Raw genomic sequence first — 22610 nt, 5'->3', positions numbered from 1 at the left:
CGTGAGATACGGCAAATGGAATATGTTTGCATCAAAGAGAAGAAATAATATAACTAAATTTTTAAGAGGTCTATTTTGTGCTATTATTTGGCGCGATTTTTAAGGTTTTGAGTCATTTTGTACTGTAAAATTTAAAAATGAAAGCGGAAACAATCAATATAATACAACTAAGTACTTATCGCTATATATTGATCACGCTTTCAAAAAAGCATACTTGATTTATTGAAATAGTGATCTGAAAAGGATCGGAACTTCGGTAAAAATTCACACGGAGGTGAAGTGACGGAGAGAGAAGAGGAGACAGTATTGATGCAAACAAAGTTTACTATGTACCGGTACTGCTAAGTATATTAGAAACTCTTGTTGAAATCGCTTACACCTAAAATATATCTAGGGGGATATTAAGTGAAAATCAAAAAAACACTAATTCTACTACAGAGTTTGCTGGTTGTTTTTACATTAAGCGCATGTTCCGGCGGTAACACAAGTGGAAATGTTAATGGTGGCACTAATGCTACTAATAACACACCTAACAATGAAACAGCGACACAAGCGCCTACTAATAATGCAACTGCTAATAATAGCCAAAAAGAAACGGATACTTCTGGGAGTAATGATCAGGCCACACCGGAGATGGATTTTGATTTGGGTGGCAAGTCTGTGAAGGTCGTAGCTTGGTGGGATATGACTATTCCAGAGGATAATCCGGACAATATTCAAAAGAAGAAAAACTTAGCGGAATTAGAGAAGAAACATAACTTCAAAATGGAGTATGTAGCCATCGATTTCGCTGAATATCAGAAAAAAGTCACTGCATCTCTTTTGTCCGGCGAACCTATCGGTGATATTGTGATGGCGAGCAAATCCTATACTATCCCTACGTTGGTGAAACAAGATCTGCTGTGGCCGGTTGATGAGTATACCAAGAATGCTAAGGTTTTTGATCAAAAAATCACAAACGAAGCCATGCTGTACAACGGTAGAGGATACGGCTTTGCGGGTGTAGCTGCTGGTGCCAATGGAATCTTCTATAATCGTACACTGATGAACAAGCTTGGAATGAAGCCTCTCCAGGAATATGTCGACGAAGGTAACTGGACTTGGGATACTTTTATCCAGGTAGCAAAAGAAGCAAATAAGGACACTAATAATGACGGGAAATTGGATTCATGGGGACTTGCCGGAGGCTCTTTGCTGGAGCCGGCACTGGCTTCTAACGAGACGGGATTGACTAAGGGGGACAAACAGAATCTTGATGATCCTAAGACGGTTGAGTCTTTAAAATTCATCTCTCAAATTGTAACCGATAAGGTGGCAAGGGCTACTGAGGGGGGCGATTGGACAGAGCCGGGGCAGTTCTTCCGTCAAGGCAATACACTGATGTTCTACGGGGGACTGTACGAGAAGGGCGGACTCAGTACTGATATGAAGGATGCAGATATCGGATTCCTCCCGTTCCCGAAAGGCCCGCAGGCATCAGCATATCATACACCTGAAGGCAATCCTGCACCGTTTGTAATTCCTAAGGCGGTTGCGAATCCAGAGCAGCTCGTATACATCTTGGAAAAAATTAATGATATTGAATCTATCTATGACTACCCGGATCAAGGCTGGTATGAGAGCATGTTTACAGACGTGAAAGACATCGATAATATCATCTCAGCTGTTGATAGATATTATCTCGAGCATAGTTCGTTCCCGAATCTTCCGTATTATCCTTTTGCCGATGATCTCAGTGCAGGTAATTCTGTATCAACTGTCGTAGAAAAATATAAAGTTCCGTTCCAGGCAGCAATTGATGAAGTCTATAAGAAATAATGATTCTGTTCACTCAAGCAGCCCACACGGTCTTTTCCTAGGCCGGGTGGACTGCTTAGAATTTATCTTCTAGCGGTAGGGGGAGAAGACTTGAGCTTTAACAAGCCAAAGAAAGTGACAATCATAGTATGTATTATCTTGTTGTTTTTGTCTGCAATCACCATGATTCCTTCAAGGGAGAGCGACAAAGGTCGTGTCCGAGCTATGGGCGGTTTTGAAGCAGTGACATCAACTGGTACCGAAAATAGTTACGATAGCTACTTGAGTCGTTACTCCTCCGAACAGCATCCGGCGGAAATTATTCGTGTGGAAGGCGAAGACTATATTGATGTTAGCGGTAACGGATTCAAGAATGTTGATCAGTACGAAGGGTTGGACGGCAAGGCGGTAATCATGCCGGACAGCGGGGGTATAAGCTGGAATTTTAATGTGCACAATCCGGGGATATATAACATTCGAATTCATTATTTCCCGCTCGCAGGCAAAAGTTCGGCTATTGAGCGGAAATTAACGATAAATGATAGCGTGCCGTTTACAGGTGCAGATAACCTGTCGTTTGATCGGATTTGGGGCAATCAAGATCAGGAAATACAAAGAGATGACCGGGGAAATGATCTGCGGCCAAAACAGATTGAAAAACCAGAGTGGGTATTAACCTCTTTTAACGACAGTGAAGGTTATTACGAAGAGCCCTACTCCTTCTTCTTTGGAAAAGGTATTCAAAAACTGTCGTTGGAATCTTTGAGGGAACCAATGATCATCGACTATATCGAGCTCTACCAAGAAAAACCTGTGCAGACTTATGAAGAGGTGAAAAGTGAGTATGCAGCGGCAGGTATCCAAATTGCTGATGATCAAAATCTAGTGATTCAGGCAGAGGACGCAAAGCGTAAATCGTCACCTACCCTTGCACCTCTGTCAGATCGTTCCAGTCCAACTGTAATTCCATATGATATTTCCAAGATCCGGATGAACACAATTGGCGGAGTGAACTGGAAACTTCCAGGCCAATGGATTGAGTGGGAAGTTGATGCCAAAGAGGATGGTTTATATCAGCTTGCGCTAAAACGTAAGCAAGATCAGCTTAGAGGTGTGTATGCCACGAGAAGTATCACGATTGACGGGGAATATCCGTTTGCGGAGATGAAGAACATCCCTTTTAACTTCAGCATGGGCTGGCAGACGGACATTCTCGGCAACGGCGAAGAACCGTATTTATTTCATTTAACACCGGGGATACACCGGATCAGGATGACCGTTACACTTGGAGAAGTTGCGCCGTTGTTACAGACTATTGAATCCAGCGTCTTAGAGTTAAATGAGATGTATCGTAAGATTATTATGATTACGTCGAATACACCGGATTCCTACCGGGATTATCAACTTGATAAACGGCTTCCTGACATGATCGAAGTCTTTAAACGGCAGGAAGATACCATCAGAAGCGTTGCCGATTATCTGGAACAGTCGACAGGGGAGCGTAGCGATAAAGTTGCAGTGTTGTATACTATGGTCCATCAATTGGAAGAAATGGTAAAAGCGCCGGAAACCGTAGCCAGACACCTCTCTTCCTTCAAAACGAATGTTGGAGGACTAGGCACTTGGATTTTATCCATCCGGGAACAGCCGCTTACGCTGGACTACATGATCGTTTCCTCACCTGATGTCAAGTTACCAAGAGCTAACGCAACATGGTGGGAGAAAGTCAAGCACGAAGTCGGTTCGCTAATTTCTTCTTATACAGTGGATTATGACAGTATTGGGAATACAGGGAAGGCTGATCGTTCTGTTACAGTCTGGACTACGACCGGACGGGACCAGGCACAGATCATGAAGGGCTTAATTGACGACACCTTTACGCCTGAAACCGGAATCTCAGTCAACTTGAGATTAGTTCCAGGTAATATTCTTCTGCCGGCTACACTTTCTGGCGAAGGGCCTGATGTTGCCATGCAGATTGGGGAAGATATGCCTGTCAATTATGCCATGCGCGGGGCAGCTGCAGATCTGACAGCCTTTGATGACTATGATGAGATTGTTACTCGGTTCAGGGATAGTGCTCTAACTCCATATGAATATAATGGAGGGTTATATGCACTTCCAGAGCAGCAGACGTTTCCTATGCTCTTTTTTCGCAAAGATATCCTGAATGAATTAGGATTGACGCCGCCCAATACATGGCAGGATGTCTACAATATGATTTCGGTTCTCCAGAAGCATAATATGGAGTTTTATCTGCCAATTGAAAATCCGACAAACAATGCAACTCTCGTGCCTAATGCTACCTTCTCCATGCTGCTTTATCAGAACGGTGGGCAATTTTACGGTGAAGGGGGAGCAGACAGTGCATTGGATTCGGATATTTCCATGGAACAATTTAAAAAATGGACGCAGTTCTATTCAAACTACAAGTTCCCTTTGCAGGCGGACTTTTCCAACCGTTTCCGAACCGGAGAAATGCCGATAGGTATTGCCGATTATTCAATCTATAACATGCTGACAGTGCTGGCGCCGGAAATCAAAGGTCTATGGGACTTCAGCATGGTACCAGGCACGGAGCAAGCTGACGGTAGCATTAGCCATGAAGTAGCCAGTCACACCACTGGAGTGATGATGCTGAAGAACGCTGCGGACAAAGATGCAGCATGGACATTTATGAAATGGTGGACCTCCAAGGATTCACAGGTAATGTTCGGACGCGCAATGGAGGGACTACTGGGTGAGGCGGCACGTTATCCAACAGCCAATATCGAAGCACTTGAGGAACTGCCTTGGCCAATTAAAGATTATCGCAATCTGGAGAGCCAATGGGAATGGGTTCGGGGGATACCGCAGGTTCCCGGAGGATATTTTACAGGAAGACATTTGGATAATGCGTTCCGCAAAGTGGTAAACGAACATGAGAATCCGCGTGAAGCATTATCGGATTACATTCTTTATATAAACGATGAAATCGATGTGAAACGGAAGGAATTCAGGTTACCGAATGCGATGGAGGCAGAGAAAAATGGAAACTGAAACGAATAAACAAACTAGACCGAATCTCTACCGTGCCAGGCATTCCCGGTTATCCCATACATGGCAAGAGTTAAAGCGGAACAAGCACTACTATTTGCTAATGAGTCCTTATATGATTATCTTCTTTCTTTTTACAGTCATTCCTGTCGTGATTTCTATAGGACTTAGTTTCTTTAATTTCAACATGCTGGAAATGCCCAGATTCGTAGGCTGGCAGAATTATGCCCGACTACTGCTAGATGATGATGTCTTTATGATCGCTCTTAAAAACACTTTTTTATTTGCGGCAATCACTGGACCCGTGAGCTACATCGCCTGCTTCCTGTTTGCTTGGATCATAAATGAGTTGTCACCTAAAGTACGTGCACTCATGACTCTGGTGTTCTATGCACCTTCGATCTCTGGGAATGTGTACTTTATCTGGTTAATTTTTTTCTCGGGTGATAGCTATGGTTATTTGAATGGATTTTTGCAAAAATTCGGATTTATACTTGAGCCAATTCAGTGGCTTTCAAATGAGGAGTACATTCTACCCATTATCATTGTGGTTCAACTGTGGCTTAGTTTGGGGACCAGTTTTCTGGCATTTATCGCTGGGTTACAGACGTTGGATAGGTCGCTGATTGAAGCCGGTGCGATTGACGGGATCCGAAACCGCTGGCAAGAGTTGTGGTTCATCACTCTTCCCTCGATGAGGCCCCAATTATTATTCGGTGCTGTAATGCAGATTACCGCTTCTTTTGCAGTGGCAGACGTTTCCATCGCACTTGCTGGGTTTCCCAGTGTCAACTACGCAGGACATACTGTTGTGACCCACTTAATGGACTTCGGATCGATCAGGTTTGAAATGGGTTATGCATCAGCTATTGCTACCATTCTCTTCTGTATGATGATCGGTGCTAATAAACTGACCCAGAAGATGCTCAGAAAGGTAGGTGAGTGAGCAGAATGAGAACGATGCTGCTTTTCCGGCGGACCAAGAAATTGAACCGTTCCCTGACAGTAAGTGTTTTACTCTTTGCATTACTTGCTGTATTCGGCGCTTTTATGGCATTGCCACTTATCTATGCAGTAAGCAATGCGTTTAAGCCCTTAAACGAACTGTTTTTGTTCCCTCCTCGGTTTTTCGTGACCAACCCGACCACCGAGAATTTTAGTGATTTATTCAACTTAATGGGCAATTCTTGGATCCCGCTATCGCGATATATTACGAATACGTTGCTTATTACAGTTATTGGCACTGCCGGACATATCCTGCTTGCTTCTGCCGCAGCTTACCCGCTAGCCAAATACCGCTTTCCGGGTTCTCAAGTGTTGTTCTCAATTGTGGTATTGGCTTTAATGTTCTCAGGACAGGTGACCGCCATTCCCAACTACATCGTTATGTCATGGTTAGGCTGGATTAACACTCATGCTTCCATCATCGTTCCGTCGCTTGCCTTTCCGCTCGGACTCTTTCTTATGAAGCAGTTCATTGAGCAAATTCCCGATGCTCTGCTGGAAGCGGCGAAGATCGACGGAGCGAATGAATATCAAATTTACTGGAAAATTGTGATGCCTAATGTTAAGCCTGCATGGCTTACCCTTATGATTCTGCAATTTCCTGCGCTATGGGGCAGTGATGGGGGGAACTTCATTTACAGTGAAAATCTAAAAACGCTTCACTATGCTTTGGGACAAATCTCGCAGGGTGGGATTGCCCGCGCTGGGGTGGGGGCGGCTGTCGCGCTACTCCTGATGATCGTCCCAATTACACTCTTCATCATCTCACAAAGTAGCGTCATGCAGACGATGGCTACCTCAGGGATGAAGGAGTAGAAGGGATGAATACTCAATGCTGAAAAAATTGCTGAACAAAAAAATCTATCTGTTACCGCTACTGGTTTGTCTGATAAGCGCCAGTCTGGGAGGGACCACTGTAAGTGCTGATGAAGCTCCTTCTTCCTATAACTACTCTTACTGGGGAGATACAGCAGCCTCTCCAGATGCTTACCAGGCAACGATAATATTAAGAGGCGAAACTCTAAAAATAGGGGCCTTCAAAAATCCAAGTGATGTGTACGTTACCTCGGATAATCAAATTTATGTGCTGGACTCGGGCAATAACCGTATTGTGCTTATGGATTCTGCTTATAAGCTGATTCGAATTATTGATTCCTTCAACCATAATGGACAGCAAGATCATTTTTCGAATCCGCAAGGACTGTTTGTTACTGAAGATAAGCAATTGTATGTGGCGGATACGGGCAAACAGCGCATGGTCCATCTGGATGCCCATGATCAACTAGTAAAAGTGGTTGAGAATCCGCAATCTGAGCTACTGAATGATAATTTCTCGTTCCAGCCTACTCGGCTTGTCGTGGATAAAGCCCAGCGGATTTATGTTATGTCTAGTGGGATTTTTGACGGGTTTATGGAATTTTCTTCGGAAGGAACTTTTACTTCATTTATCGGGGCGAACCGGGTTACGTTCAGTCCATCAGAGTATCTGTGGAAAATGCTCTCGACACAGGCGCAGCGGAAGCAGATGGTCATGTTTACACCGGTAGAATTTACGAATATTGACATTGATGATGAAGGTTTTCTCTACGCCACAAATGGACAAAAAGCCGACAATGTTAGAAAGTTGAATGCACAAGGCAGCGATATCTTGCGCAGATTAGGCTATTATCCCCCTGAAGGTGATATTCGTTTTACTAAGGTGGACGGTCCTACACGCTTAATTGATATTGATGTAACCGACAGTGAAATCTACTCTATTTTGGATGCAAGCAGAGGGAGAATATTTACCTATAACGGGGACGGATATCTCATGTATGTGTTTGGTGGATTGGGAAATCAAATCGGTGAGTTTAATACGCCTGTAGCGATGGATCGGGTGGGGGACGATTTCATGGTTATTGATAAGGAACTCGGGGAGATTACCATTTTTCAAACCACGCAATACGGAAGAACGCTGAATGAAGCGGTTAGAAGTTATTACAGGGGTGAGGAAGAGAAGGCGCATCAGCTTTTCGAGCAGACAGTCAGTATGAATTCGAATTTGGAATTTGCTTATGCGGGGATTGGTAAAGCATTAGTTCGCCAAGGAGAATATGCTGAGGCGATGAAATACTTCAAGCGGAGTATGGACCGTGAAGGGTATTCCAAGGCTTTTTTACTCTACCGCAAGCAAGTACTGAGAGAGTATTTCCCTTCAATCATGTCCTTGCTTTTGGTACTCGTAATTAGTGGATTCATTTGGAGACAGTACCGCAAAATAAAGAGGAGAAAGAAGGTGGTCTCCGTTGAATAGAGAGCTTGTCAAGCACCCGTTCTATTTGATTATGCACCCCTATAACGGTTTCTGGGATTTAAAGTATGAACGCAGTCAGAAAACTAATCTAATCATTTCTTTTGTTATTTTGTTTCTAATGGTAATAACGAATGTAATGCAGCGGGAGTATAGTGGATTTCTCGTTAATTTTAGCAATCCGCAGGAAATGAATAGTCTACTGGAAGTCATTTACATTATGCTACCATTAGTGTACTGGTGTGTTGCGAATTGGTCACTCACCACGTTGATGGACGGCGAGGGGAAATTTGTTGAAATATTTATCTCTACTTGCTTCGCTCTGATCCCGATGGTGCTGATTAATCTTCCATGGGTTGGGCTTAGCAATTTAATCGCAAATCAGGAGACTGTATATTATCATTTCTCGGGCAGTATCGCTATTCTCTGGTCCCTATATTTACTGTTTGTGGGTAATATGACAGTCCATCAGTACTCACCGTCAAAGACTATAGGGACTTTGATATTATCTGTCGTTGCCATGGCATTCTTGGCCTTTTTAACCCTGCTATTTTTCAGTCTGATTCAGCAAATTATTTCATTTATATCAACAATATATCAAGAGATTGTCTTAAGAAGCTAAGGAGGGGCACAGATATGAACATGCTGAGAAATCTGCTGCTGGCAGCTGCGCTCCTGTGCGGATCGGTGCTGACAGGTTGTTCAGATTCCATTTCAAATGTTGAAACAGAAGCGGATACATCCGCTGTCCATGCAGTAGCTGCAAACAAACCTGTAATAGTCTCCTTTACAGACACGCGTGTCACTGGACTGGCGGGAGTCGCAGAAAATGATCGGCTGCGATTATTCCTAGAAGAGAAGACTGGAGTCGTAGCCGTACTTGATAAAAAAAGCGGCGAAGTGTGGTATAGCAACTCGCCGGAGCGCGATACGGATACATTAGCTGCTGGTGTGAATAAGGATTTATTGTCCGCCCAATTAAGTATTGATTTCTATAACAACTTCGGGCAGATCAATACGGTGAATTCTTACACGGACAGTGTCGCCCATAACCAAATGACGGTAGAGAATATCCCCAGAGGCATTAAAGTAACGTATCAGTTCGGGAAGGAGGAGCAGGGCATAGACGATCTTCCATTAAAGCTCAGCAAGGCACGTTATGAGGAGCTTACTGGGAAGCTGGATAAAGCAGGGAAGCGTAATATGATGATTGCCTACACTGAAGATGCAGAAAAATCCATCTATATTCGGAATGATACGATGCAGGGACTTCAACTGCAGCGGGCATTAGATACTTTCTCTGAATTAGGTTATACCCCGGAAGATCTGGAAAAGGACTTGAAGGAGTTTAATTTGCAACAGAACCGTTCAGAACCGAGAGTCTTCTTGGCTTCGATTGAGTATACCCTGGATGGGGATAGTCTCGTTGTAAAAGTGCCGGCCACTGATATCCATTATCCTGAAGAATACCCAATTCATAAAATCTCACTGTTAAGTTATTTTGGAGCACAAGGTAAGGATGCAAAAGGCTCCATGCTGGTTCCGGATGGATCGGGGGCGTTGATTCACTTCAACAATGGAAAAACGCAGTATCCGTCTTACGAGCAGCTTGTATATGGAATAGACAAGACGACGGATACGTTGAAAACTGGGACAGAAGAGAAGGTTAGATTGCCGGTCTTTGGAATGATGCGGAAAGATGGGGCTTTCCTCGGCATTATTGAAGAGGGAGGGCCGATTGCAAGTATCCGTGCTGATGTCAGCGGCAGGTTGAATAGCTATAATTTCATCTATTCCAGTATCACCTTAATAAATAAAGGTGAGGTCTCATTAAGTGCAAGCGGCCAGGAGCGTTCCTTACCAAGGTTCCAGGAGCATCCGCCGAAGACGGATTATACAGTCCGTTATGCTTTTCTGAACGGAGAAGACGCTTCTTATCCGGGAATGGCCGGGTACTATCAGCAATACCTGCTAAAGCAAGGTGGACTTCCTGAACTGAAGCCAGGCAGCAGTTCTGACGCGTCAGTGAATGTACCATTTTATCTAAACTTGGTCGGAAGCATCACCAAGGAGAAGCATTTCCTTGGGATTCCTTATAGTACGCTTGAACCGCTTACTACACTGGAACAGGCTAAGCTTGTAGTCGAGGGGAGTCAAGAGCGGAATATCCGAAATATCAGACTACAATATTCAGGCTGGTTCAACAACGGCATTGACCATGAAGTTCCGGACCGAGTCTCGGTGGACGGAGCTATTGGTGGAAGTAAGGCACTGCAGAATTTCATCGACTTTACCCGAGATAAAGAAGTAGCATTCTTTCCGGATGCCGCTATAGCTGAAGCTCACTCCAGCTCCGGTTTTAATTTAAGTAAAGAAGCTTCTCGAACGTTAAAAGGTGACCCAGCAACCATTTATCCGCTGGAGTTGGCCTTGAATCGACGTGATATTAATAAAACTCCTTCTTATGTGGTATCGCCCCGTTATATCACCAAATATGTCAACTCTCTGCTGGATGGTCTAGAGAGCTACAAGCCGGAGGGGATCTCCCTGCGTGATCTGGGAGAACAGTTAAACAGCGATTATCGGAAAGGTCAGCAGATCGATCGAACCGAATCACAAGGAATCTCAAGTCAAGCTTTGTCAGCAATCAGCGACCAAGACCTTAAGATTATGGCGGACGGCGGCAACGCCTACGCGTTACCTTATGTAACTGACATCACGAATGCGCCGATGTCAAGCAGCGGTTTTAAGATTGAAGACGAAACCATTCCGTTCTACCAGATGGTTATCCACGGATACGCCGGCTATACAGGTGCTCCCTATAATTTATCTACTTATACAGACATGCGGCAATACATGCTAAAGTGCCTGGAATATGGTTCTGGTATTTATTTCAAGTGGATGTATGAACCTAGCTATGCAGTAAAGGACACCGAGCACAGTGATTTGTATGCTATCAATTACAAGCAATGGCTGGATGAGGCTGCACAGATCTATTCAGAAGTGAACGGGGTTTTAAGCCGAGTTCAGAACAAGCGGATGATCTTCCATGAGAAGCTGGCCGAAGGTGTTTACCGGACCAATTACGAGAACGGCGTATTTGTTATTGTGAATTACAATCAAACAGCGGTACGTGCTGACGGCAGTGTTGTCGAAGCCGAAAGCTATATTACAGGTGGTGCATAAAAATGAAAACTATTTTAAAATTACGGATGCGTAACAAGACCTATGCGGAGAAAAAGGCGATCTGGGGCTTCTTCTACGTCTTGCCGTGGCTGCTTGGATTCCTTTTCTTTTTCTTTGTCCCTTTGCTATCTTCCATAAGATACAGCTTTAGTTCGATTGCCGCCAATACGTCAGGGATCACAATTAATTATATCGGCCTGCAAAATTATATCGAAGCATTAACGATTAATACTAGCTTCAACCGTACGTTAACGGAATCTATACTAACTATTGTTGTTAACGTGCCGTTGATCGTCATCTTCAGCTTGTTCCTTGCTGTATTGCTAAACCAGAAATTCATCGGGAGAACAGCAGCGCGGGCAATTTTCTTCCTGCCTGTCATTCTTGCTTCAGGAGTTATTTTGAATCTGGAAAGTAACAGTCTGGTACAGGCGATCAATGATGCGGGTTCAGGCGCCAAAGCAGTCGGTGCGTTGCGGAGCTTTGAGTTGGAGGAGATGATGCTCCAGGCGGGGGTAAACGAGTGGATTGTTAATTATCTGACCAGCTCAGTGAACCGGATATATCAGATCGTCAGCCAGTCAGGTGTGCAAATTCTCATCTTCCTGGCAGGTATTCAAACGATTTCCCCTCAATTATATGAAGCATCGAAGATGGAGGGTGCGACGGGGTATGAGGCCTTCTGGAAGATAACTTTTCCGATGGTCAGTCCACTTATCCTCGTCAATGTCATTTATACAATCGTAGATGCGGTATCCGTCAATGGCATGACCAATCTCATTCGCGATACAGGATTTAGTTCATTTAACTTTGGACTTAGCTCCGCTATGGCGATGATTTATTTTGTAGTAGTTTCTATAATATTGTTGATCAGCACATATCTGATTTCCAAGAGAGTCTTCTATTATGATTAAAGGAGTTGGGTGTATGCATGTTTCCCAATGGTTATCAATCGAATTCTGGAAGAAGCGGCTGTGGTCACTCGTCCGGCTAGTCCTGATTGTAGGGCTATCATTTGTGATTTTGTATCCCATTCTTCAAAAAATAGCGACATCGATGAAAGATAAAAGCGATCTCTATTCACCAATAGTCGTCTGGATTCCAGAGCATCTGACATTCGATAACTTTCGGATTGCAATAGATATTATGGATTACTGGAAGACATTACTGAATACATTCGCCCTTTCAGCAGGAACAACAATCCTTACAGCCATCTCCTGTGCTTTGGCAGCATACGGTTTCGCCCGGCTGAAATTTAAAGGGAGCAATTTGCTCTTTGCAGGCGTTATTCTAACGATTCTAGTACCCCCATCAACCATCCTGATTCCCATGTACCTTAATTTGAAAGGATTTACGTTAGCAGGTCTGATTCCGCTCATAACTGGCAAGTCAATAAACCTATTGAATTCATACTGGCCTTTTGTTTTGACCTCAATGACGGCAAGTTCTCTGAAAGCAGGACTATATATTTTTATACTCAGGCAATTCTTCCGGGGTATCCCAAAAGAAGTTGAGGAAGCGGCTTATATTGATGGTGCCGGTGTGGGCAAGACATTTACTCGAATCATGCTGCCCAATGCCATACCTCCACTTATTACCGTGTTACTCTTTTCGTTTGTATGGCAATGGAATGACAGCTTCTACACTACAACCTATCTGACTTCAAGTAAAGTCATGTCAATCCAACTTGCTTCCTTGCCGTTTAATTTGTCGAGCCTGACTGATGGAACCGCCTCTCAGGCAGATCCATTTTACTTAAGCATGGTACAGGACACGGGGATTTTGTTGGCTATTCTGCCGCTCATTATTATTTATATTTTCGTTCAGCGTCACTTTGTTGAGGGGATTGAGCGTTCAGGTATTGTTGGATAATTAAGTGAAATGAAGTAGCTATGATTTGGCTGATTTATATCGCAGATTAAAGGAGGTTGCCGATGAAAAAAAGCGAAAACAAATCAATACGGTGAAAAATGCCGGTTTTAACGCTGTACGTGTTCCTGTTACATGGAAAGATCATATGGATAACGAGGGAAATGTAAATAAGTCATGGGTGGACAGAGTGGAAGAGATTGTAGATTACGTACTAGACGCGGGTATGTATTGTATTCTGAACGTACACCATGACGGCGGAGAGGATGGCTGGATCCAAGCTTCAAGTGCTAATTGAAGCGTAGGTGAATACCAATTCTTAATTGCAATGTCTGTTACCCTCATTGCTAGCGTAGCGGTAGGGGGTGAGCTCGTTGTTTCAATCTGAAGTCGACAGATTTGATTTAATTAATAAATAATAGCGTGTTTGTATAAGGAGATACAATATTGAGTATTAGGCAGGTTGAAGGCTCTCTGGAAGGCTTTGCGGAGTTCAGTAGAAGGGTTGCCGCAGAAGGTGCAGTATTATTACAAAATGCAAGAAACATTCTTCCTCTTAAAGACGGTGAGGCAATCGCGATATTCGGTCGTGCCCAGATCGATTATTACCGCACGGGAACGGGTTCGGGCGGCAGTGCTAATGTACCCTATGTGACAGATTTATTGAATGGGCTTCGGAGCAAAGCAGAAGTAGACGTAGATGAACGGCTGGCTGCAATTTATGAGCATGGCGTCAACAGGAAATGCCATTGACCGATGTGATCGTATCCGAAGCACGAAAGAGTTGCGGAAAAGCTGTTGTTGTTATTGGTCGGACGGCTGGGGAAGACCAGGATAATGCGGGACGAGGCCAGGAATACCAGCTACAAGTCGAACTGATGTCACCAGACAACAACTGGGCGCAAAGCGCTTGTAATGTGATGATGAATGGTGAACTAATGCTCACTGTGTTGACCAGCGGCACAGAAGGCCGCTGGGTCCGACAGAAGTTTAAAAGAATCAGTTTGGAGCAAGGACTGTATGAGCTCAAGCTTAATCATGTAAAACCTGGCATGAGTATTAACTGGATTGAATTTAAGCCGTGTTAGGTAATCGCTCTTGAATTTATCATTTGATCTTAGCACATGATTGAATATGGCGTATTTTAGGATAATCGTACCTTAGACTATCGCTATTGTTTTAAAGAAACTGCTTTCCGCTTTGAAATAAAGGGGCTGTGTCTATAAGTAGAAATTCTACTTTGGGGCAGTCCCTTCGCATTTTTCGATAGTAGGTACTTCTGTGAGAATTATAATTAATTAAATGTTTAGCTTAGCATCAATATCATTAGCTGAAATTCTCCTGGATAACATTTACAAACAAAACACGTTATTCCTTTATTTTCTGTCTCAAATACGGAATGGAAGAATATACGACCGGGTTCAAAAAATACATATGTAGGATTGCTTAATACTTGTCCATATCATCCTGTTTTAAGTCTCTAGAATTAAGGTTTTAGGACCGAGAAGAAAAATATAATACTAGTTGGGAACAATATTACAGAGGAGTGGTGCTGGTTTGTCTGTTAAATTGAAACAAGTTCCGTCATTAAAGACGAAGAGGGGTCTCTGGTATCGGATGGTACAACATAGGCTCCTGTGGTTTATGTCAGTACCGTTCATTATATGGGTTTTTGTGTTTAGTTATTTGCCATTGTGGGGATGGACGATGGCCTTTCAAAAATTCCGTGTCGGAAAATCGTTTTTTGAGCAACAGTGGGTTGGTCTCGAAAATTTCCGAATGTTGCTTCAAGATGATCAATTCTTTAATGCTCTTCGCAATACACTCGCGATGAGTTTGATGGGGCTTATTGTAGGCTTTACAATTCCTATAATATTTGCAGTCCTTTTAAATGAAGTTCGTCACTCATTTCTGAAGCGGTTCGCACAGACAGTTTCATATCTACCGCACTTTGTCTCCTGGGTTGTTGTTGCAGGCATTGTAACGAAAATGCTTTCAGCGAATAACGGTGTTGTTAATGAAATTTTAATGAATATGCATCTCATAGACCAGCCTATTCAGTTCATGGCGAAAGAAAGTATGTTCTGGTACATAGTGACAAGTGCAGACATATGGAAAGAAACAGGGTGGAATGCAATCATTTACTTGGCGGCAATAGCAGGTATTGGGCCTGAACTGTACGAAGCAGCTCGCGTTGACGGTGCCAGCCGAATACGCCAGATCTGGCACATAACAATGCCTGGAATCCGTTCTACAATAATTATTTTGTTAATTATGTCTATTGGCCACTTGCTCAGTATCGGATTCGAGAAACAGTTCCTTCTTGGCAATAATTTAGTAAAGGAGAAATCAGAAGTGCTCGATCTCTATGCCCTTAATTATGGCCTGGGATTGGGGCGTTATTCCTTCGGTACAGCAATCAACATATTTAACTCTGTCGTAAGTTTATTCCTGCTCTTTGTGGCTAACGGCATTTTCAAAAAAGTGACCAAAGAGAGCATTATGTAAGGAGGGCTTTAGTTGGAAAAACGTAATCGATTAGTTGCTTCGTTTCCAGATCGGTTTTTAGACTTTATCGTCTACTTTGTAATTTTATTAGTTACGATCGGTACGATTTATCCATTTTTGAACGTGTTGGCCATTTCGTTAAATGACTCAACTGACACCGTTAGAGGTGGTATTACAATCTTTCCACGTCAATTTACACTTGAGAATTACTTGCAGATTCTCTCGTTTACAGGACTTATTACCGGTTTCAAAATATCCGTACTACGGACATTAATTGGAACTATACTCGGGCTCATAAGCTCATCCATGCTAGCCTATGTACTTAGTCGTTCTGAATTTGAAGGACGCAAATTTATATCCACTTACCTTGCATTGACGATGTATGTTTCAGGCGGGCTAATTCCCTTTTACCTTTTGATGCGAGATTTGAATCTCCTAGGAACATTCGCAGTGTATGTACTGCCTGGTATGGTAAGCGCCTTCAATGTATTCGTGATTCGTTCGTTTATTGACGGTCTCCCCTACGCATTGCAGGAATCTGCCAGGATTGATGGAGCCAATGATTTCACAATCTATTGGCGTATCATTCTTCCGCTAACTACACCAGCACTCGCAACAATTGCTCTGTTCTTGGCAGTCGGTCAATGGAACTCATGGTTTGACACATACCTATATAACGGATCGAACAAACATCTGACTACACTTCAGTATGAGTTAATGAAAGTATTACAGAGCACGCAGGCTGGCGGCGGTAGTGGTAGTGGTAATGTAAATGGGCGAACCATGAATGAAGTAATGAATCAGGTTTCGCCAGAATCCATCAAGATGGCTATAACGATCATCGTTACTGTGCCAATTCTGCTTATCTATCCGTTTCTCCAACGTTATTTTGTCAAGGGTATGACGCTTGGAGCAGTAAAAAGTTAGTGTTAATTAAGAGGTGTATTGACAGGCTAACCTGTTTATACAATATGTAGAAATTAAAAAGGGGGCAATGTATGTGAGGAAAAAGGGAACAGCAGGGAAAATCGCTATGACGCTTATGTTTACAATGACGCTGCTGGCAGGTTGCAGTGGAAACAATGCCAATCAAGGTAGCGGAAACGTCACGACGAATAATGCTGAAGGAAACGCAGTGAAAGAAAGCGATACATCACCTATTACCTTTTCTTTCTACAGTGTTGGCGCTAATTGGAACAATATGCAGGATGATGTCGGTAAAGAAATCACAAAAATGACTGGTGTTACATTAGATGCCGAGACTGAAGTAGGGGGTAGCGCGCAAAAGTTAGCCTTAATGGCAACTAGTGGTCAGTACCCGGATCTCCTCAGCGCAACAGGAGATTTAAACAAGTTTGTTGATGCCGGGGCTATGATTGATCTGACTGATTTGATTGATCAGTATGCTCCTAATATCAAAAAGTTGTTCGGCGACCAATTTAAACGTCTTCGTTACAGCAATGAGGACAGAGCGATTTATGCTATTCCGACATATTCAGCAGTGGACGGTAAAAATTTCAATGCAGGAGGCGGCTTCGAACTTCAACACCGTGCTGTTAAGGAAGCCGGCTATCCTTCGATCAAAACACTTCAGGACTACGAGGATGTAATCAAATCTTATCTTGAAAAGCATCCAACCGATGATAAAGGTAACAAAAACATCGGACTCAGCCTCAATGGAGATGACTGGCATATGTATATCACGGTTACGAATCCGGCTGCTGAAACGACAGGCAAATCGGATGATGGTGAGTATTACATTAATCCCGAGACTAATGAAGCAATATATCACTTTCGAACGGAAGGTGAGAAAGAATATTTTAAATGGCTGAACCATATGAATAACGTTGGATTACTGGATAAAGATAGCTTTGTCCAGAAAAACGATGAATATTTGGCGAAGATTGCTTCTGGAAGAGTAATTGGGTTGACTGATGCTGACTGGGGTTATGCAGATGGTGAAAGAGCGCTTAAAAAGGATAGTAAGTTTGACCAAACATATGGACATTACCCTGTAATGCTGTCCGATGAGTATAAGGACAATCGTTTACAGTCTACTGGATTTATGGCTGGATGGGGTATAGGTATTACGAAGGAATGCAAAGATCCCGTTCGGGCGATTAAGTTCCTGGACTTCCTCGCTTCTGAGCAGGGTCAAATTTTGCTCAATTGGGGTATAGAGGGTAAGCATTACACTATGCAAGATGGCAAGCGTATTGTTCCTGAAGATGTTCAGAACCGTGTTGTAAACGACAATACGGCATTCACAAAGGATTCCGGAATAGGTCTATATACAAATATCGGCGCACATTACGGAGACGGAGTCAAAGATTCTAGTGGTAACTACTATACAAAAAGTTTCCCGGAATTAATTGTTAATAGTTATACTGAAGCTGATAAACAAACTCTTCAAGCATATGGCGTAACGACTTGGGCGGATTTGTTTACAAGTGAAGATGATTTACCGGTAAAAGCTTGGGGCGCTGCTTGGAATATTCCTGTACCGACTGATGATGAATCCAATATTCTGGCCGTCAAGATGAAGGACATCTCATGGAAAAGAATCCCTCAAGCTATTTTGGCTAAACCAGAAGAATTTGACCAAATTTGGGATGAGTATCAGCAGGAATTGATTGATGCCGGTGTTGAGAAAATGGAAGCTGGATTTACGAAATATGTCCAAGACCGTGTTAAGCTTTGGAATGAATAGCTCAGAAAGGCTTTCAAAATTCTTTGCTAAATGCTCTGGCAGTAAAATGGAAAAAGCATGTCTGCTATAACTGACTAATGCAAGTTTCTCCATCAGACGTACCAATTTATAAAAGTCGTGATATGCTGCCTTTGCCGCATCATCACGACTTTTCAATTCATAGCTTTTTCTTCGTTCCATAGAGAGAATCACATGTTGTTAGATCCAACGGAAAAAGAGCTCCATTTGCCAATAAAACAGTTGATGATTTTAAGATATCAGGGATCATTACATTGCTAATAATAGGGATATCGGCATGTTAAGAAAACCTGAGCCACTCCGGCAAAAAAGGCACTTATACGATTATGTTCATTAACAAATGATTGTTTAGTGTTTTCAATAACAATATCATCGAGAAGGGTTTCTTCTTGGTTTAACTCCGAGAAAGGCCCTACTTTTATTGCCTGGATTCCAAATTATAATACAAAATTCATGCTTGTATGTCCATTTGATGCTGATCTATGGCTGTATAATTAAGGTCTATTTTCGTACAGTGAAATATAATCAGTATGAAATTTAATATATCAAAAAGGAGGGATTTATAGTATCAACGAAAATCTTGTAAGCGGTTTTATAAATCTTGTTATCAATTAAACGGTTTGAATTGTTTTTTCGTGTTGTACTCCACCAATACTTAGGTTTTATCAAGGCTGTCTACTCCGTTTTCAGAATCATTCTACTTTTGACGAATTAGCACATAAAGGAGGTAATTCTTTTGAAAGCGAAAAAAATATTAACAGTATTACTATGTATATTGGCATTAGCGTCTACTTTGGTAATTCCAAACACTACGGTCTATGCAAATTACGGCGCTCCAGAGGGGTGGAGAAATCTTCCGGATTATTATGTATTTAAAGATAGTTTTAGCGGGTTCGCAGAGAGTAGTGGCGGTTTAGAAACTGTAAATGGTGGGTTACCTGTAGATTCACAAGAAACTTTTGAAAATCTACCTTCATTGAGATTTAGTATTACAAATAAAATAGATTGGATGGCGGCTAAAATTGTTATGGCCGGATGGAATACTCATGACATTCATAATTATATCCCTAACGGTTATCTCGAATTTAATGTTAAGGGTAAAGTAGGAGGAGAACAATTTAAAATCGGTGGCGACGATCTTGTTGCAAGGCGTGCATCGGGGGATGAAAGAAGTGTTTATAAATCAATAACCGATTATGTAACCGTTACCACGGAATGGCAACACGTAAAGATTCCTTTGAAGGATATATATAATGATCCATCCTTTGATTTGGATGAGTATAATACGAGATCTGTTGTATTGGACAGAGTGAACGACGATACATTTACTGTTTGGTTAAACCAAATAAAATTAACATCACCTGATAAAGAAAAAGCATTTCCAGCTATTAAGGTGAATCAGGTGGGCTTCAGAAATTCATCAGAAAAATATGCCTATGTTTCCGGATTTGAAGATGATTTCAATGCTACACCCGGAACGCAATTTCAGGTGAAGAGAGTGTCTGATGACACAGTTGCTTATAGTGGGCAATTGCTTCTCGTTAAGGATTATGATATCGATTCAGGAGAAAGAGTACTAAAAGCTGTATTTACAGACCTTACTGAACCTGGGGATTATTATATTACTGTTGACGCAAACGGAATAGCTAAATCACTTAATTTTAAAATAGGGTCAGAAGTATTCAAACCTCTATTGGCCGATGCGGCAAGATATTATTATTATCAACGTTCAGGAACTGCGCTTGATCCGGAATTTGCCCTGGGTTTTCCGAGGGCAGATAAAACACCTATGGACTCAGCGGCTCCTTTCGAATCCAATTCTGCAGTTACAAGAGATGTAACAAAAGGATGGTTTGATGCTGGAGATAAAGGTAAATATGTAAGTGACGGAGCACTGGCAGTAATGACTCTGTTATGGTCATCCGAGTTATATCCGGAGTCTTACACTGATAATCAATTTAATATTCCTGAAAGTGGAAATGGTGTTCCTGATATTCTTGATGAGGCTAGATGGGAAGTTGAATGGATACTAAAGATGCAAGATCCTGTTAGTGGAGGTTTTTACGCAAAAGTTGAGTCAACTAATGATGATGATAATATGAGAGTAATAAGAGACAAGAGTGGGAATGTCACAAATCTTAGACCAACAAACGATACTGCAATTGCAGTTGCTTCGCTAGCTCATGCTTCAATTGTTTATTCAAGCTATGATCCAGAGTTTGCTGATCAATGTTTAGAGGCGGCCAAGAGTGCCTGGACATATCTAGAGCAGAATCCCGACAATGTTAAAGGGCCAACACGTAGTTATGAAACAGACTCAGACAAGGAGTCGAGGCTGACTGCATCTGCATCATTGTTCAGAGCAACTGGTGAGGCACAATATAACGAATACTTTTTGAATAACTATACACAAAGTAAAAATATATTTGAAAATTCGGAAGCGGATTCTGCTGGGTTGTGGAATTATGCATTTTTCTATTATATGAAAGCGAGCCACCCTAACGTTGATGCTGCAAAATGGTATAAGGATGAGTTTACGATATGGTTAAACAAAGGACTGAATAGATATAAACAGAGTGCTTGGAACAACACTATATTTGAAGGTAATTATTACTGGGGCAGTAACAATATAATAATGGGTACGGGTACAGAAGCTTTGATTGGTTCCACGATTCTCGGAATCAATACTAAAACTGTTAATAATATGGCACTTTCAGCATTAAACTACATTCTAGGAGCTAACCCTTTACGAAAGAGTTTTGTAACGGGATATGGGGAAGATAGTCTAAAAACCGTATATGGAATATTTAACCACGATCTAAGGCCGGATGTACCAAAGGGTTTTATCCCGTTGGGACCTAATAGATACAATAATACAGGTATCTCAATCTTTCCTGCCAAAAACTATATGGATTCAGCAACTGAATGGACCACAAATGAGCACTCGATAGGTTCAGCTTCGAATTTGGTGTTTATCACTGCATTTGCTAACAGTAATCAAGCTACAGCTGTTAATCATGCTCCAGTGTTTGCGTACAGCAGTTACACTGAGGAGATTGAAAAAATTGCAAATGAGTATCTTCAATAATATAAATATATCTACAGATTCAATCTACTTGAATTTGCATGCTTCACAAACTTATCCAATATATTTATAACAAATCCGAAAGTATCGGTCGGAAGGAGTCAATGGGAAAGCATCCCTTGGCTCCTTTTGTTTTAAACTTGATAATTCTAGGGCCGACATCTTCCGAAAGCAGTTTGATGACCTGTTCCCGAGAGAATAAATCACATGAGAGTTACCACTTCGAGGTCAAGCCTCCCGGCACACGGGTCTATTTAGACCATGTGGTCACGTACGCTAGGGCAGAGGACCGCGATCGAACTGAAATACCTGAAGCGCAAACTGGAGGGAGAGTTCTTCCAATGACAGCCGCTGTTTCTACATCCTTTTAGCTGACGCTGAAGATGAATGGAGGGAGGACCTATCGACCATATGGTTGGGCCTTCCTATGCTACAGAGCTCAGATATATGTTGAAGGATGCGAATGCAAAAGGGTGCAGGTAATATTAGCTGGGCAACTGAACAATTAGTTAGCGAGCTGATTAAAAGAAAAGTAGGTTAGACGAAAGCTCCTGCATCAAAAGCTTGATCTTTGCAAAAATGAAGAGGCTGGCAATCACTGCTCCCTGTTTTGTAACCATTTAACCGTTCCAATGAGACCTAGGAGTCCGATTAAGAAAACCAGTAAATAACTAGTACCCAACAAGGGAAATAAAGATACTCCGCTTTCCTGCAAATGCAAAGCAGGTACAGACCAATGCAGATAAGCTCCAATGGCGGTAGGACCAAACACCAATGCCAACATTAAAGTTGTAAATGCAAAGCCGATCGGTACCAGATAACCACGCGATATACAGGCCAATAGGGCAAGAGGAGCACTTAATAATAGGTGGAGAGCACCAATCATAAGTATTAAGAACAAATAATGTTGAACAATTGCAAACGAAAAGCCAGGAAGTCCGATTGAAAAACCAAGTATTAAGGCCGAGCAAATCCTTGAAGAACCAATCGTTAATGGGTACAAGTTGAAAAACCAAGTATTAAGGCCGAGCAAATCCTTGAAGAACCAATCGTTAATGGGTACAAGTTCTTGTCCTTTAACGGTACAAGTTTTTGTCCTCCGACAA

Annotated in this window: 15 protein-coding genes and 1 pseudogene; 15 read left to right on the top strand and 1 reads right to left on the bottom strand. The window is 42.3% G+C overall.

What is annotated here, in order from left to right:
* The first annotated feature begins 405 nt into the window (after positions 1-405).
* The 15 genes and pseudogenes from MKY42_RS16730 (at position 406) to MKY42_RS16660 (ending at position 21507) form a co-directional block, all read left to right on the top strand.
* On the top strand, positions 406-1818 hold the full coding sequence (locus MKY42_RS16730) for an extracellular solute-binding protein (RefSeq protein ID WP_064637913.1): 1413 nt from the start codon (positions 406-408) through the stop codon (positions 1816-1818).
* Between the two features lie 162 nt (positions 1819-1980).
* Positions 1981-4836, top strand: a complete 2856-nt coding sequence (locus tag MKY42_RS16725; protein WP_339852946.1) for an extracellular solute-binding protein — start codon at positions 1981-1983, stop codon at positions 4834-4836.
* Positions 4826-5779, top strand: a complete 954-nt coding sequence (locus tag MKY42_RS16720) for a sugar ABC transporter permease (protein WP_064637917.1) — start codon at positions 4826-4828, stop codon at positions 5777-5779. Before MKY42_RS16725 ends, MKY42_RS16720 begins: the two co-directional genes overlap by 11 nt.
* Positions 5780-5784: 5 nt before the next feature.
* Positions 5785-6654, top strand: coding sequence for a carbohydrate ABC transporter permease (locus tag MKY42_RS16715; protein WP_064637919.1), 870 nt, complete (start codon positions 5785-5787; stop codon positions 6652-6654).
* Positions 6655-6670: 16 nt separating this feature from the next.
* On the top strand, positions 6671-8131 hold the full coding sequence (locus tag MKY42_RS16710) for an NHL repeat-containing protein (RefSeq protein WP_064637921.1): 1461 nt from the start codon (positions 6671-6673) through the stop codon (positions 8129-8131).
* A complete protein-coding gene (locus MKY42_RS16705; protein WP_064637923.1) occupies positions 8124-8750 on the top strand; it encodes a Yip1 family protein in 627 nt (208 codons plus the stop codon). Before MKY42_RS16710 ends, MKY42_RS16705 begins: the two co-directional genes overlap by 8 nt.
* Positions 8751-8764: 14 nt before the next feature.
* Complete coding sequence (locus MKY42_RS16700; protein WP_064637925.1) at positions 8765-11314, top strand: DUF5696 domain-containing protein; 2550 nt, start codon at positions 8765-8767, stop codon at positions 11312-11314.
* A gap of 2 nt (positions 11315-11316) precedes the next feature.
* Positions 11317-12228 carry a sugar ABC transporter permease gene (locus MKY42_RS16695; RefSeq protein ID WP_064637927.1) on the top strand — a complete coding sequence of 304 codons (912 nt, stop codon included), beginning with the start codon at positions 11317-11319 and terminating at the stop codon, positions 12226-12228.
* 13 nt (positions 12229-12241) lie between these two features.
* Positions 12242-13186 carry a carbohydrate ABC transporter permease gene (locus MKY42_RS16690; protein WP_064637929.1) on the top strand — a complete coding sequence of 315 codons (945 nt, stop codon included), beginning with the start codon at positions 12242-12244 and terminating at the stop codon, positions 13184-13186.
* Positions 13187-13211: 25 nt separating this feature from the next.
* Positions 13212-13481 carry a cellulase family glycosylhydrolase gene (locus MKY42_RS16685; RefSeq protein ID WP_064637931.1) on the top strand — a complete coding sequence of 90 codons (270 nt, stop codon included), beginning with the start codon at positions 13212-13214 and terminating at the stop codon, positions 13479-13481.
* A gap of 149 nt (positions 13482-13630) precedes the next feature.
* Positions 13631-14025 (top strand): annotated as a pseudogene (locus tag MKY42_RS16680) (glycoside hydrolase family 3 C-terminal domain-containing protein); the annotation flags it as partial.
* 775 nt (positions 14026-14800) lie between these two features.
* Positions 14801-15691, top strand: coding sequence for an ABC transporter permease subunit (locus MKY42_RS16675; protein ID WP_082935270.1), 891 nt, complete (start codon positions 14801-14803; stop codon positions 15689-15691).
* Between the two features lie 12 nt (positions 15692-15703).
* On the top strand, positions 15704-16618 hold the full coding sequence (locus MKY42_RS16670; RefSeq protein WP_064637943.1) for a carbohydrate ABC transporter permease: 915 nt from the start codon (positions 15704-15706) through the stop codon (positions 16616-16618).
* Between the two features lie 67 nt (positions 16619-16685).
* Complete coding sequence (locus MKY42_RS16665) at positions 16686-18401, top strand: ABC transporter substrate-binding protein (RefSeq protein ID WP_339843407.1); 1716 nt, start codon at positions 16686-16688, stop codon at positions 18399-18401.
* A 754-nt stretch (positions 18402-19155) separates the two neighbouring features.
* On the top strand, positions 19156-21507 hold the full coding sequence (locus MKY42_RS16660) for a glycoside hydrolase family 9 protein (RefSeq protein WP_339843405.1): 2352 nt from the start codon (positions 19156-19158) through the stop codon (positions 21505-21507).
* 592 nt (positions 21508-22099) lie between these two features.
* Here the strand turns inward: MKY42_RS16660 and MKY42_RS16655 are convergent.
* The gene (locus MKY42_RS16655; RefSeq protein ID WP_339843403.1) at positions 22100-22507 is read right to left on the bottom strand and encodes a hypothetical protein; all 408 of its coding nucleotides are present in this window, start codon (positions 22505-22507) and stop codon (positions 22100-22102) included.
* Between the last annotated feature and the right edge of the window lie 103 nt (positions 22508-22610).

It is taken from the genome of Paenibacillus sp. FSL W7-1088 (assembly GCF_037969855.1).
Lineage (GTDB): Bacteria > Bacillota > Bacilli > Paenibacillales > Paenibacillaceae > Paenibacillus.
The sequence above is the reverse complement of the archived record's forward strand: the minus strand, read 5'-3'. Positions and strand labels throughout refer to the sequence as shown.

Bases quoted from the DNA above. Each gene is read 5' to 3' on its own strand.
- MKY42_RS16675 (WP_082935270.1), top strand. From the start codon at position 14,801: ATGGTACAACATAGGCTCCTGTGGTTTATGTCAGTACCGTTCATTATA.
- MKY42_RS16725 (WP_339852946.1), top strand. From the start codon at position 1,981: ATGATTCCTTCAAGGGAGAGCGACAAAGGTCGTGTCCGAGCTATGGGC.
- MKY42_RS16700 (WP_064637925.1), top strand. From the start codon at position 8,765: ATGAACATGCTGAGAAATCTGCTGCTGGCAGCTGCGCTCCTGTGCGGA.
- MKY42_RS16710 (WP_064637921.1), top strand. From the start codon at position 6,671: ATGCTGAAAAAATTGCTGAACAAAAAAATCTATCTGTTACCGCTACTG.
- MKY42_RS16715 (WP_064637919.1), top strand. From the start codon at position 5,785: ATGAGAACGATGCTGCTTTTCCGGCGGACCAAGAAATTGAACCGTTCC.
- MKY42_RS16695 (WP_064637927.1), top strand. From the start codon at position 11,317: ATGAAAACTATTTTAAAATTACGGATGCGTAACAAGACCTATGCGGAG.
- MKY42_RS16690 (WP_064637929.1), top strand. From the start codon at position 12,242: ATGCATGTTTCCCAATGGTTATCAATCGAATTCTGGAAGAAGCGGCTG.
- MKY42_RS16665 (WP_339843407.1), top strand. From the start codon at position 16,686: ATGTATGTGAGGAAAAAGGGAACAGCAGGGAAAATCGCTATGACGCTT.
- MKY42_RS16720 (WP_064637917.1), top strand. From the start codon at position 4,826: ATGGAAACTGAAACGAATAAACAAACTAGACCGAATCTCTACCGTGCC.